The sequence below is a fragment of the Falsiroseomonas frigidaquae genome, from assembly GCF_012163145.1.
Lineage (GTDB): Bacteria > Pseudomonadota > Alphaproteobacteria > Acetobacterales > Acetobacteraceae > Falsiroseomonas > Falsiroseomonas frigidaquae.
This window is the reverse complement of sequence record NZ_JAAVTX010000012.1, coordinates 21,802-34,074: the sequence shown is the minus strand read 5'-3', so window position 1 is coordinate 34,074 and position 12,273 is coordinate 21,802. Positions and strand designations below refer to the sequence as shown.

11 protein-coding genes are annotated in these 12,273 nt (G+C 68.1%); 4 read left to right on the top strand and 7 right to left on the bottom strand.

The window, feature by feature from the left end:
- Positions 1 to 4: 4 nt before the first annotated feature.
- From HB662_RS28155 to HB662_RS28145, 3 genes are all read right to left on the bottom strand, one after another.
- Entirely contained in the window at positions 5 to 364 is a 360-nt protein-coding gene (locus HB662_RS28155) for a stability/partitioning determinant (protein WP_168055298.1), read from the bottom strand.
- Positions 361 to 1,050, bottom strand: a complete 690-nt coding sequence (locus HB662_RS28150) for a ParA family protein (RefSeq protein ID WP_168055296.1) — start codon at positions 1,048 to 1,050, stop codon at positions 361 to 363. Before HB662_RS28150 ends, HB662_RS28155 begins: the two co-directional genes overlap by 4 nt.
- Before the next feature lie 160 nt (positions 1,051 to 1,210).
- The gene (locus tag HB662_RS28145; protein WP_168055294.1) at positions 1,211 to 2,308 is read right to left on the bottom strand and encodes a site-specific integrase; all 1,098 of its coding nucleotides are present in this window, start codon (positions 2,306 to 2,308) and stop codon (positions 1,211 to 1,213) included.
- A 190-nt stretch (positions 2,309 to 2,498) separates the two neighbouring features.
- On the opposite strand from HB662_RS28145, the gene HB662_RS28140 reads away from it, so the two are divergent.
- Positions 2,499 to 3,647 (top strand): Fic family protein, encoded by a 1,149-nt coding sequence (locus tag HB662_RS28140; RefSeq protein WP_168055292.1) that lies wholly within the window; start codon positions 2,499 to 2,501, stop codon positions 3,645 to 3,647.
- Between the two features lie 83 nt (positions 3,648 to 3,730).
- Here the strand turns inward: HB662_RS28140 and HB662_RS28135 are convergent, their stop codons facing one another.
- Genes HB662_RS28135 through kdsA form a run of 3 tightly spaced genes read right to left on the bottom strand, consistent with a single transcriptional unit; the run spans position 3,731 to position 6,344 of the window.
- Positions 3,731 to 4,738 carry a KpsF/GutQ family sugar-phosphate isomerase gene (locus HB662_RS28135; RefSeq protein ID WP_209443518.1) on the bottom strand — a complete coding sequence of 336 codons (1,008 nt, stop codon included), beginning with the start codon at positions 4,736 to 4,738 and terminating at the stop codon, positions 3,731 to 3,733.
- A complete protein-coding gene (locus tag HB662_RS28130) occupies positions 4,735 to 5,460 on the bottom strand; it encodes a 3-deoxy-manno-octulosonate cytidylyltransferase (RefSeq protein ID WP_168055290.1) in 726 nt (241 codons plus the stop codon). Before HB662_RS28130 ends, HB662_RS28135 begins: the two co-directional genes overlap by 4 nt.
- 17 nt (positions 5,461 to 5,477) lie before the next feature.
- On the bottom strand, positions 5,478 to 6,344 hold the full coding sequence (gene kdsA, locus HB662_RS28125; RefSeq protein ID WP_168055288.1) for a 3-deoxy-8-phosphooctulonate synthase: 867 nt from the start codon (positions 6,342 to 6,344) through the stop codon (positions 5,478 to 5,480).
- Between the two features lie 556 nt (positions 6,345 to 6,900).
- On the opposite strand from kdsA, the gene HB662_RS28120 reads away from it, so the two are divergent.
- Together HB662_RS28120 and HB662_RS28115 are read left to right on the top strand one after the other, a co-directional pair.
- Positions 6,901 to 8,211 carry a DUF1800 domain-containing protein gene (locus tag HB662_RS28120; protein ID WP_168055286.1) on the top strand — a complete coding sequence of 437 codons (1,311 nt, stop codon included), beginning with the start codon at positions 6,901 to 6,903 and terminating at the stop codon, positions 8,209 to 8,211.
- The gene (locus HB662_RS28115) at positions 8,208 to 9,443 is read left to right on the top strand and encodes a DUF1501 domain-containing protein (RefSeq protein ID WP_168055284.1); all 1,236 of its coding nucleotides are present in this window, start codon (positions 8,208 to 8,210) and stop codon (positions 9,441 to 9,443) included. Before HB662_RS28120 ends, HB662_RS28115 begins: the two co-directional genes overlap by 4 nt.
- A 361-nt stretch (positions 9,444 to 9,804) precedes the next feature.
- Here the strand turns inward: HB662_RS28115 and HB662_RS28110 are convergent, their stop codons facing one another.
- Positions 9,805 to 10,746: a replication protein RepA gene (locus tag HB662_RS28110; protein ID WP_168055282.1), complete on the bottom strand. Its 942-nt coding sequence runs from the start codon at positions 10,744 to 10,746 to the stop codon at positions 9,805 to 9,807.
- A 624-nt stretch (positions 10,747 to 11,370) separates the two neighbouring features.
- Here HB662_RS28110 and HB662_RS28105 point away from each other — a divergent pair.
- Positions 11,371 to 12,237 carry a hypothetical protein gene (locus HB662_RS28105; protein ID WP_168055280.1) on the top strand — a complete coding sequence of 289 codons (867 nt, stop codon included), beginning with the start codon at positions 11,371 to 11,373 and terminating at the stop codon, positions 12,235 to 12,237.
- Positions 12,238 to 12,273 lie beyond the last annotated feature (36 nt).

Below are 12,273 nucleotides of genomic sequence, written 5' to 3'. Positions count from 1 at the left end.
CCAGCTAGCCTTCGGATAGCTCCCGACTACCGTCTCCGAGATCCCGCTGAAGAGCCGCCACGGCACGCTCGAAGGCCTCGCCAAGCACCCAGCCCTGCTGATCGGCGATCTTGTAGAAGGCGTCCACCGTCTCGCGCCTGACCTTGAGGTTGAGCTGGACATTGCGGCCCGTTCGGTAGCGGCGCGGCTCCCGCGGCGCTGGATCCGTCGTGGTGGCCAGGGGTGGCGAGGCTTCACGGCTGCGAAAGCCTGCCTGCTCCGCGACATCCCGCACCTGGTCCGGCTTGGCGGCGGCCTTGGGCTTGAAGCCGGACAGGTCGAGGTCCGCATCCTGCCCGAAGAGAGGAGCCCTTCCTCCGCTCATGCGACGGCCTTCGCGGCTTCGGCCGAGCCCTTGAGAAGCGACACGACCTCCGCCGTCACGGCCTGGGCATTCTTGATCGCGCCCTCGACGCCGCTGACCTGGTCGGAGCCGAGGCCCTGCAGGACTCCGCCGAAGCTGAAGATCGCCCGGAAGGCCTCGCGCTCATGCATCTGGCTGTCTAGGACCGGCACCTCGTTCCGCGCCAACTCCTCCCGGATGTGCTGGAGGATGCGAGGGCGTATGGCGGACGAGGTTCGCGTGAGGAGCACGGCATAGGGTATGCGTCGGCCGAAGGCCCTCTCCTGCTGGCGAATGAGCCGGATGGCCTTCACGGCCTCCGCAGCGTCGAGCTGGCTGCCCTGTGTCGGCACGATGACCAGGTCCGCCCGGCTGATGGCGTAGGCGACGGTCATGCTGGCCGTTCCTTCAAGGTCGACGATGACAAAGGGAACCCGCGCAGCCGCCGCCTCGATCTCGTCGATGATGGAGCTTTCCGTCACATCCGCCAGGACGGTGAGGGTCGATGGACAGCCGGGCCGGGCAGCCCAACGGCTCACCGGGCGATTGGGGTCCGCATCGATGAGCGTGACCTCGGCACCCCGCAGCGCCAATTCGCTCGCAAGCACGACAGCGGAGGTACTTTTCCCGGCGCCGCCCTTCGGCGACGCGAACACGATGGTCGGCATCGGCCGATGGCTCGCTATCCAGTTGCAAGCCGATAGTCGCCAGAAAGCTATCTGGTAGTCAACTGGTAGCTACCAGATTGCCTTCCGATAGCGTGCTGCCAGGCCATCGCCGGGATCGCCGCCTGTGCAGCGCGGCGGGCGGCATCATGCTCGTGTGGAATCAAAGGCTTCCGGCCAGCGGATGACCCTCGAACAGGTCGCCGAATTCAAGGTATTCGCCGAGGGTATCGAAGCGCTTGTGCCGGCCCAGCCGCTTGAGCTGGGCGGGATGGACACCGCGGTTCATCCCGGTGGTCAGCGCCCCGCGCCTGAGGCTGTGCCCGCCGAAGGCCGCCGGATCGAAGCCCGCCGCCGCAGCGCGGGCCTGCACGATGTCGCCGACCGATTGCAGGGAGAGCGGCGCATCGCCGATGCGCGGCCGTGGCGGGATGCGGCTCAGCCGGGCAGGTCCGGGTGCCCAGATCCGCCGAAACAGCGGCCCGGCATCGATCGCCGCCGCCGCACGCCAGCGGGCGATGGCACGCACCGGGCAGAGTTCCGTGCTGCCGTAGGGCAGGGGGATGCGCACCGCGGCGGCCTGGGAGCCCTTGGTCTGCGGCAGTTCGAGCACCAGCCCGCGCTCGGTCGGGACCAGGCGCTCGACCTCGATGGCGGCGATCTCGGCGCGCCGCAGCGCTCCGGCAAAGCCCACGATCAGCAGGGCGCGGTCGCGCAGGCCGCGCAGATCGTCAGGGATCGGCGCCAGCACCTGGCGCAGCAGCGCATCGGTGGCGGCCGTGACCTTCCGGGGCGTCTCGCCGGCTGCGGCAGCAGCCCGGGCAATGCCGGCCAGGGTCTGGGCCACGCGGATGTCGTCGGTCGGCGTCGGCAGGCCTGCGGCGCGGTGCAGGAAGCGCAGCGCGGCGCGGCGCAGGACAAGCGTGGGGGCGGCGAGCCCACGCGCGCGCTCGCCCGCCAGGAAGGCGGCCACATCCGCGACGGTAGCCGGCAGCGCCTGGCGATCATGCAGCAGGCACCAGGCGCACCAGGCACGCACGGCGGAGCGATAGGCGCTGCGGGTGTTCCGGGCGGTGGCGAGCCGCCGGAAAGCCTCGGCCGCGGCCTGATCGCCGGCGAGCGTGCCATCGGAGGTGGGCGGCACCGCCTCGGCGGCGGCGTCGAACCAGCGGGCGACGGTAGCAGGTGGCCGGCCGAGCGGGGCAGGGGGCGCGGCGGCGTCGATGACCTGGATGCCCAGGGGCGTGCCGTAATCGTGCAAGGGGCCTCCCGGGGCTGGGCTGGAGCCGATTCTAGGTGCCGACCCTTACTACCCACAAGGCGCATTATGGATAGTAAAATCTGCCACAGCATGATTCGGGGTGGATTGGCCCGAATATCATCGTTGTTTTACCCATATGGCTTGATCCGGTAAGTTGTGCCGTAACGTGCTGAATCGAAGCCATCCGATCATGTCCACGTCGCGCATCGCGCTCCTCAACACCCCGGGCCCAGGCGTTGACCCCGCCCTGCTCGGCGCGCTTGCCCGTGCCGCCGCCGCCTTCGCCCGGCTCGACCAGGCCAGCCAGCACCACCCCCTGCTGCCCGCCCTGCTGCACCGTGCCCGGCTCGACGCCGTGCGCCGCCAGGCCGCGGTCGACGGCCAGTTAATCGATCCATGGCACCTCGCCGCCCTGATCGAGGGGCTGCGCCCGCGTCGGATGGCAGGCGCCCGCAGCCTCGCCGAAGCCGGGGCGGTCTTCGAGGCGGGCCGCGCCGCGCTTGTTCTGCATCGCTGGCTCACCGCCCCCGACGCCGAGGAGGAGAGCGAGGTCCTGCTGGCCCTGGCAGTGCTCCAGAACGGCGCGACGACCGGCGTCAGCCTGCTGGATGCCGCGGCTTCCGCCTGGCGCTGGCTTGAGCAGGGCGGTGCCAGAGCCCCGCTCCGCGCCGCCCTGCTGCGTCACTGGATGGGCACAGGCCTGCTGCGGGCGCCGCTGCCATTGACCGGCGCCGCCGCGCTGCGCGCCGAGGTCGAATGGGATCTGGCGCGATGGATCCCGGTCTTCCTGCACGCCATCGCCGAGGAGGCCGAGGATTTCCTGAGCTTGCTGTCCGACCTCGATCGCGGCTGGTCCGACGCCCGTCGCGCCGTCGCCGGCCGCCGCCGCCATTCCCGCACACCCGCCGCCGTCGACCTGATGGCCGCCGTGCCACTGCTTTCCGCCACCAGCCTTGCCCGCGCGCTGGGGATCTCGATCAAGAGCGCCTTCACGATCCTCGCCGCGCTGGTTGAAGACGGCGTCGTGGTCGAGGTGACGGGGCGCACCGCGCGCCGTCTATTCGGCCTGCGCGGCCTGGCGCCACTCGCCGCCGTCGTGGCTCCACCACGCCGGCCCGTGCCTGGACGAGGACCAGGGCGACCCCGGACGATGCCGGCCGGGGCCGAAGGCGCACCGCCGCCGATCGAGCCCTTCGAGCCGATACCACGGGCAGCCCTGGACTACAGCGACCTCAAGGCCGCCCTGCTGCAGACCGAGGCTGCCATGCGCCGCACAGCCAGCACTCTCGATCAGCTGGCCCAGGACGGATGGGCGCGCAGGCCCAGCACGGGCAACTGATCTTGCTCGGGACGCGCATTCAAGCCCGCCAGGCGCCTGAAATCTGCGCCGGGCCAATCGCAAAAGCTGCGGGCGTAAACCGCCTACATCACGCCTGCACGCAGCAAGTCATGCAGGTGCAGGATGCCAACCGGGCGCCTGTCATCGGCAACGACGAACAGGCTGGTGATCCGCGCTTCGTTCATCAGCCCGAGCAGGTCCGGCGCCAGCGCCTCCGGCGTCGCGGTCAGCGGCTTCTGCGTCATGGCCGCGGCGACGGGTCCGTCCTTGAAGCCGCGCTGGAAGGCGCGGCGCAGGTCGCCATCCGTCAGCACGCCAATCAGGCGGCCGTCCTTGTCCAGGATGCCCGTGACGCCGAAACGGCGCGACGTCATTTCCATGATGGCGTCGGACAGGCTGGCGCCGTCCTGGACGAGCGGCAGTTCGACGGCGCCGTGCATCAGGTCGCGGGCCCGCTTCAGGCGGGCGCCGAGCTTGCCGCCCGGATGGAAGTCGCGGAAGTTCGCCGGGGAAAAGCCGCGTGCTTCCAGCAGGCACATGGCCAGCGCATCGCCCAGCGCCAGGGTCATGGTCGTGGAGGTTGTCGGCGCCAGGCCGTTCGGGCAGGCCTCGGCCATTCGCGGCATCGTCAGGCAGAAATCCGCCGCCGAGCCGAGCGCGCTATCCTCGCGTGAGGTGATGGCCAGCAGCGGCACGCTGAAGCGCCGCGTATAGGCGATGATATCGGCGAGTTCCGGTGCCTCCCCGGACCAGGACAGGGCGATGACGGCGTCTTCCGGCTGCACCATGCCCAGGTCGCCATGGCTCGCCTCGGCAGGATGGACGAAATGCGCCGGCGTGCCGGTGGAAGCCAGCGTTGCCACCAGCTTGCGTCCGATATGCCCTGACTTGCCCATGCCGGTGACGATCAGGCGGCCGCTGCGTCCCAGTATCAGGGCCACCGCCGCGAGCATCCGATCACCCAACTCGCCCGCAAGCGCCGTCTCCAGCGCCTGCAGCCCCTCGGTCTCGAGCCGGACGGTACGCAGCATCGTCGCGCGGCGAGCCTGCTCCGCCACCGCGTCGTTCGAACCATCGGCAAGCGGTGTCATGCAAGCATTTCCCAAGCTCTTTTCAGATCCTCCGGCGTATCCACGCCGAGCGGCACGTCATCCACGACGACGGCATCCACGCGCATGCCATCCTCCAGCGCGCGCAGCTGCTCAAGCTTCTCGCGACGCTCAAGTGGCGAGGGCGGCAAGGTGACGAAGCGCCGCAATGCCGTACGCCGCCAGCCATAGAGGCCGATATGGTGCCATAGCGGGCCATCGCCCCAGGGTGCCGTCGCGCGCGTGAAATACAGCGCGCGAAAGCGGTCGGGCGAGATCTCGCTGCCCACCATCTTCACCACGGAAGATGCCGTGCGCTCCTCCTCGCGCCGGATCTGCGCCACCAGTGTCGCCAGATCCACGGCCGGGTCGGAAAGCGGGGTCAGCACGGCGCGAATGGTTTCCGGCGCGATGGTCGGCAGGTCGCCCTGCACATTCACCACGGCGTCGTGCCGTCCCTCCGGATCCAGGGCTTCCAGCGCCTCATGGATGCGGTCGGAGCCGGAGGGGTGGTCGGCGCGGGTCATCTGGACGCGTCCGCCGAAACCCCGCACCACATCCGCGATCTCGGCGCTGTCGGTGGCGACCACCACTTCGCCAATCGCTGCCTCCATCGCCCGGCGCCAGACATGCACGATCATCGGCACGCCATGCAGATCGGCGAGCGGCTTGCCCGGCAGGCGCGTTGCCGCCATGCGCGCGGGGATCAGCACGATGGGGTTCATGCAGGGAACAGCAGCCACTAGCCTTCGCCCTGTCCTGCGCGGCTGCCGTCGAAACCCTTCACCAACGTGTCGATCGCCTGCAGCCGCGTCAGCAGCGCTTCGAACTGCGCCAGCGGCACCATGTTCGGCCCGTCCGAGGGGGCGTTGTCCGGGTCTTCATGGGTCTCGATGAAGACGGCGGCGACGCCCACCGCGACGGCGGCACGGGCCAGCGTCTCGACGAATTCGCGCTGGCCACCGGAGGACGTGCCCTGGCCGCCTGGCTGCTGGACCGAATGCGTCGCATCGAACACCACGGGCAGCCCCGTATCGGCAGCCATGATGGGTAGCGCGCGCATGTCGCTGACCAGGGTATTGTAGCCGAAGGAGGCGCCACGTTCGGTCAGCAAGACGCGCGGGTTGCCCGCGCCCGTCACCTTGGCCGCGGCATTCTTCATGTCCCACGGCGCCAGGAACTGGCCCTTCTTGATGTTCACCACGCGCCCCGTTGCCGCCGCCGCCAGCAGAAGATCGGTCTGGCGGCAGAGGAAGGCCGGGATCTGGATCACATCGACGGCTTCTGCCACCGGCGCGCATTGCGCGGCGTCATGCACATCGGTCAGCACCGGCAATCCGAGGCTTTCACGAATTTCCGCGAATACCTCGAGCGCCTTTGCCATGCCGAGGCCGCGTGCCGCACCGGCGGACGTCCGGTTCGCCTTGTCGTAGGAGGTTTTGTAGATCAGGCCGATGCCGCGCCGCGCCGCGATCTCCTTCAGCGCCGAGGCCATCTCCAGCGCATGCGCGCGGCTTTCCATCTGGCATGGGCCCGCAATCAGCGCGAGGGGAAGGTGGTTGCCCATTTGAACAGGACCAATGTCGACGACCTGTCGCAACTGCACCATGTGCCATTTCTCCGCGGAGGCCCGAACGCGCTGCATGTCAAAGCGCCGCGGCCAAGGCGCCTGCGTCTGACCGACGCTTCCTAATCCCGTACAAATCCAGAGGCAACAAGACCAGAATAAGCTGCTGGTCGTTCGTATAAGATTGGCCGTCCGTCCATTTGAACCGCGTTGGGTTTGCCGGAGGCAATTCGATGTGAGTCACGCCGCGAGGCACAGATTCTCCTGTGCGGCATGGTCGCGTTCCTCGGCTGCAGCGGGAGGGATGTTGCCGTTCGGCGTCGAGGAGGCGAAGGTTATTGAACCAGTACACTTGTTCGAGGACGGTAAACTCGACCATGGCGGCCACGGCCGACGGTGCATTGGCTGTTGCCGGGTCGGCCGCCTGTAGCGCGGCAAGCCAGCACGCACAATCGGAGCACGGCGAAGCGCGCGGCAGAACGCCTTGGAGCGCGCCATCAGCCGCGTGTCTTGGCGCTGCTGCCGTCATCCCGGGCGGTCACGCTATGTCACCAACCTGGCAGGCCCCTGGCTGCCGGCATCATGCTATGGGTTGGGCATGAGTCTGCACGGCCACATCGCCGCCATCCGCTTCGGGCTCGGCCTTCGGCTGGGAGAGGCGCCGCCGCCGCAGCCGAAGGACTGGCTGCTCGGCCAGATCGACCTGCCCGGCGCTCCGCCGCAGGGCGTGAGCCTGGCGGAGGCACTGGCGATCCGCAACGCGGATCTGGTGGCGCGCCGCGCCCTCGAGCCGCAAGGCGACCCGCAGCAGACCCGCGCCGCCATCGCCACCTTGCTGCGGCAGGAAACCGAGGCCTGGGCCGCGCGGCGGCTGGAAGCGGCACAGCCCTTCCGGGAAAGGCTGGTCGATTTCTGGATGAACCACTTCACCGTCAGCCGCCGCTCCGGCAGCATCGCGGTGCTGATCGGCAGCTATGAGCGGGAGGCCATCCGCCCGCATGTCACCGGCCGCTTCGCCGACATGGTGGTGGCGGTGGCGCGCCACCCGGCGATGCTGGTCTATCTGGACAATGCCGGCTCTGTCGGCCCGGGCAGCCCGGCCGGCCGACGCGGACGCCGCGGCCTGAACGAGAACCTGGCGCGGGAAATGCTGGAGCTGCACACGCTCTCACCCGCTGGCGGCTACACCCAGAACGATGTGCAGGAACTGGCGAAGATCCTGACCGGCTGGAGCTTCGTTGGCGACGGCGCCACCCCTGGCTTCCAGTTCCGCCGCTTCGCCCATGAGCCGGGCGAGAAATTCCTGCTCGGCCGCCGCTTCGGCCCCGGCGAGGCGGCGGGGGAGGCGGCGCTGCGCTTTCTCGCGGAGCATCCCGCCACCTGGCGGCACCTGGCGGTGAAACTGGCGCGGCATTTCGTGGCCGACAGCCCGCCGCCGGAAGCGGTGCGCGCGCTGGAGACGGTGCTGCGGGACAGCAAGGGCGACCTGGCGGAAACCGCCCGCGCCCTGGTCGCGCTGCCGCAGGCCTGGGACCCGCCCTTGGCCAAGCTGCGGGCGCCGATGGACTACGTACTGGCCGCCTGCCGCGCGCTCGGGCTCGGGGCCAACCGGGCCAGGCTGGCGCTGGGCGGACTTGGTAGCCTCGGCCAACCGCTCTGGATCGCGCCGCAGCCGATCGGCTGGCCCGACATCGCCGACGAATGGGCGGCGCCGGAGGCACTGATGCGGCGGATCGACTGGGCCTTCACCCTCGCCGGCCGAATGGAGCGGGTGGACGGCATGGCAGCGGCGGAAGCCGCCCTCGGTCCGCTCGGCCGGGCAGAGACGGCGCGGGAAATGCGCCGCGCCGGCTCGATGCGCGATGCGCTGACCCTGCTGCTCGGCAGCCCGGAGTTCATGCACCGATGAGCCAGCCCAGGTGCGACACCCCGCACGCCCATTTCCGCATCGGCCGCCGCGGCCTGCTGCTCGGCCTTGGCGCCAGCTTCGCGGCCGGGCGGTCCCGCCTCGCCTTCGGCCAGGCACCGGGGGACCGGCGGCTGGTCGTGGTGCTGCTGCGCGGCGCGCTGGATGGGCTGTATGCGGTGCAGCCCTATGGCGACCCTGGGCTCGCAGCACTGCGTGGCCCGCTGGCGCTGCCGGAACCGGGACAGGAATCGGCGCAGGAACCGGGAGCCGAGGAAAGGTTGCTGGACCTCGGCGGCATGTTTGGACTGCATCCGGCGCTGGCCAATCTGCATGCGATGTTCACGGCGAACCAGGCCCTGGTGCTGCATGCGGTCGCCGGCCCCTATCGCAGCCGCAGCCATTTCGAGGCGCAGGATCTGCTGGAATCCGGCAGTGGCCAGCGCCTGGCCAGCGGCTGGCTGAACCGTGCCCTGCAGGCATTGCCGCCGGGCGAACAGGCGCGCACCGGGCTTGCTGTGGGCACCGGCGTACCGCTGCTGCTGCGCGGCTCCGTCCCGGTCGGCGCCTATGCCCCGCCGGGGCTGGACCGGCCTGCGGCGGAGCTGATGTACCGGCTTGCGGCGCTGCAGCAGGCCGATCCGCGCCTCGGCCCAAGCTTTGCCGAAGGGATGCGGGGCCGCGGCTTCGCGGCGCAGGCGCTGGGTGATTCCGAGACCAACCGCGAGCGTGTCACCTTCGCCCGCCTCGCTGGCATCGCCGGACGGTTGATGGCGGAGCCGGGCGGGCCGCGCGTGGCGGCGCTGGAGCTCGGCGGCTGGGACACGCATCTCGGGCAGAAAACCCGCATCCTGGGTCCGTTGCGGGCGCTGGATGATGGGCTGGGACAGCTTCGGGACAGCCTGGGCGAGCATTGGGCGCGTACTGCCGTGCTGGTGGTGACCGAGTTCGGCCGTACCGCGCGCGTCAACGGCAACATGGGCACGGATCATGGGACCGGCGGCGTCGCCTTCCTGGCTGGCGGTGCCGTCGCCGGCGGCCGCGTGGTGGCGGATTGGCCGGGGCTGGCCGAGAATCGGCTGTTCGAGAACCGGGACCTGATGCCCACACAGGACCTCCGCAGCGTCGCCAAGGGCCTGCTGCGGGATCATCTGCGCCTGCCGGAGGCCGCGGTGGCCCGCGCCTTCCCCAGCAGCCCGGATGCGCCGGCAATGCGAGGGCTGGTCCGCGCCTGAAGGAGGGCGACTGGAGCCTGGGAGGTTTGGTGCGGTTCTGCCCTCCTACGGGAACGCTCACCCTGACCGAGGGTGTCGATTAACCCCACACCCGCTGCGCAGCCGGGTTCGCGCCATATGTCGGACGCGTGCGGCCAGGCGCTGCAGGCCTGCCTGTCGACAGACCCCACACCCGTCCCACTCGCAGGTCTGGGCTCACAGCCGGAGCTTTCCGAGTGGTACCGCTGCGGCGGCAGGGGCGGCCTGCGGTGGCGTTCTGCGACCGGGCGTGTGCGCCAACGATCGTGGCGGCTGGATCAGCCCTGGGGGATTTGCAGAACCGATCGAACGATCGTTTCGATCGTCCCCGTGCTGTGGGGTCTTACGACACTCCGGCTATCTTCAGGACGGGCGGGCGCGAGGGATTGAGTGTGAGGCCGGTCTCGGACAGGCTGATATTCGCTTCCGGGTAGGCTGCCGTCGCGGCCGAAAGCGCGTCCAGGAATTGCGGGCGGAACTGCCGGATGTGCTTGAAGCCGCCGCCGAACTGCGCATGCAGCGAGGTCCAGCCGATGGGGGTGGTGCGCTCCAGCACATGCAGGCGATAGGCAAGCCAGATGTAGACGTCGAGCGCCATGGAGCGCTCCTTGAGCCGGCGTATGGCGCTTTCCAGCAACGGCACGGGATGGTCGCGGAGGGCCTTGTAGAAGGTCTCGTCAAGCGTCACGACGTCTTCGAACAGGCTGGACTGCCCGCTGGTGTCGTCTTCGCGGAAGAAGAGCCCGCTGCGGACGATCGCGCCCCTCTCAAAGCCGTCTTGAGCACGGCCATTGGCGTCGGCGGTGGTCCAGAAGAACTTGATCGAGCAGGCGCTGATCCGCCGGGCCTGATCGCGGAGGGCGCGCGCGGACTCACCGCCCACGGACATCCCCATGCGTCCCATCCAGTCGCGCATCGAGCCGCCGAGCCTGACTTCGCGGCTGCCCGTGCGGATGGCCTGTGTCTGCAGATAGATCAGGATCATCCGCGCACGGGCGCCATATGGAACGCCGAACAGCGTTGCTGGTCCCGGGCCCATTCTCAGGCGCCCCGGCTCGACCAGCAGAGTAACGTTGTGCCCGCGCTTCTCCCACACCTCGTCATCCCCGAGCTTCTTGTGCGGAAACCCGGTGAGGCAGAATCCTGAGTATGTGATGCCGAGGCGTTGGGCGTCGTCGCAGAGAACCTCGGCCGCGATATCGACGAGCATGCGCTGTTTGGCCGGGACCATTTCCCGAGCCTTTTCTTTTCCGTGCAGCAGGACCAGCCGGTGTAGTTCCCCCATGGTCCGTTCCTACGATGATCCTCCGTCCAAGGTGAAGGCTGGTGACCGGCTTGGTCAAGTGTGGGGTTAGGCGACAGGGCTATTTGAAGAGTATTTGAGTCTTACTAGTAGAGTCGTCGGGAGACCCCACGGGATAACCCCGATTCGCGCCACAAGACCCCACAGTGCCGTGTCGATAGACCCCACGGGACGACTCGGATGTTCTGTGGATAAGGGAGCCGGCGTCATAAGACCCCACGGGATAAATCGTGGAGGATGCGGAGCGCGAATCGGAGGTCACGGTAGCGCCTCCCAGCCTCGTGCGGATTGCAGGCAGGCTTGAGGCGACCGCAGCGCAAGCGGGCTGGTGAGCTGACGCGGATGATCTCCTCGCTGGCGCGCCTCGACGTCCCGCTTGCCCAGACGGTGGCACGTCGAGCTCGCGGACGACGACGAGTTCCGGGGCCTCCCTGGCGCCCCGCATGCCCTGCCGACGCTGCCCGACGCGCCCTTTGCCAATCCCGCCGGCGCTGCTCTATAATAAAATCTGTCAACCCCGACTAAGTATCCACTGCTTTGAAAGCCAGTCGAAGTCGTTCAACTGAGCTTCTGCCTGGGCGCGATCTCAAGTGAGAAGGGACTGCTGTGCCGATCTCTGAAATTCCACTCGAAGATAAAAGCCGCGCCTATTTTTCCTTTTCTCTCCGAGACGGTCCCCTGACGGACTCTCTGGTTCTGAATTTATCCGCGCGGCGCAAGTTTTCGCTGGGAAGCGTGGACTTTTCTTTCACGACCCTCGACATTTCCGACAATAACGACAGTTATTACGTGCGTGGCGCAAGCGAATTACTGCGCGCGTTGAAGACGTTTGTGGTGGAGAACGGATTCCGCTTCGTATTTCTGGTTGGCTCGAGCAAGGGGGGGTTCGGCTCGTTGATGCTCTCCGCCCGGCTTGCCGCAGAATTACCTTGCACGCACTTCAGGGCCGTGGTCTTCAGCCCGCAAACTTACGTCTGGCCGCCGAACCCGCATATCCCCTACCTTAGCTACAAGAAGATGATCGCGAGCGCCAAGAAGGGAAACAATGACTTAGAGGCCGACCTGAAGGAGTTTGGCACCGCACCCTTGATCGAAGGGCAAGCAAACCTCTGCTGGCTCGTCATGTACGGAAACCGTAACCGATTCGACGCCAAGGCCATTCACTCGCTCGGCAAAGGTCGGGTCATGCTGGAGCCGCTCCCGATGTCCAGCCACAGCACAATCCTGCCTTTCTTGTGTAATGCGAACGATCCGGCCCGGGTGCAGAGGCTGGTGGCAGAACTCACCAGTAAAGCCGATCAGGATGGTGATATTGCCTTTGATCTTGCATCGGCATCAAACAGCAAACTTTTCAACGAAATTATCAACATGCTGCCGCGTCCCGATTTGCGTGATCTCATTATCTGGCTTCGCAAGCTGGATGCGGAGGCCGCGAATAGGATGTCCACCCAGCAACCAGTGAACGCCACATGATTAGAACGGCGAGTCGTTGATAGCAGCGGCAGTCGC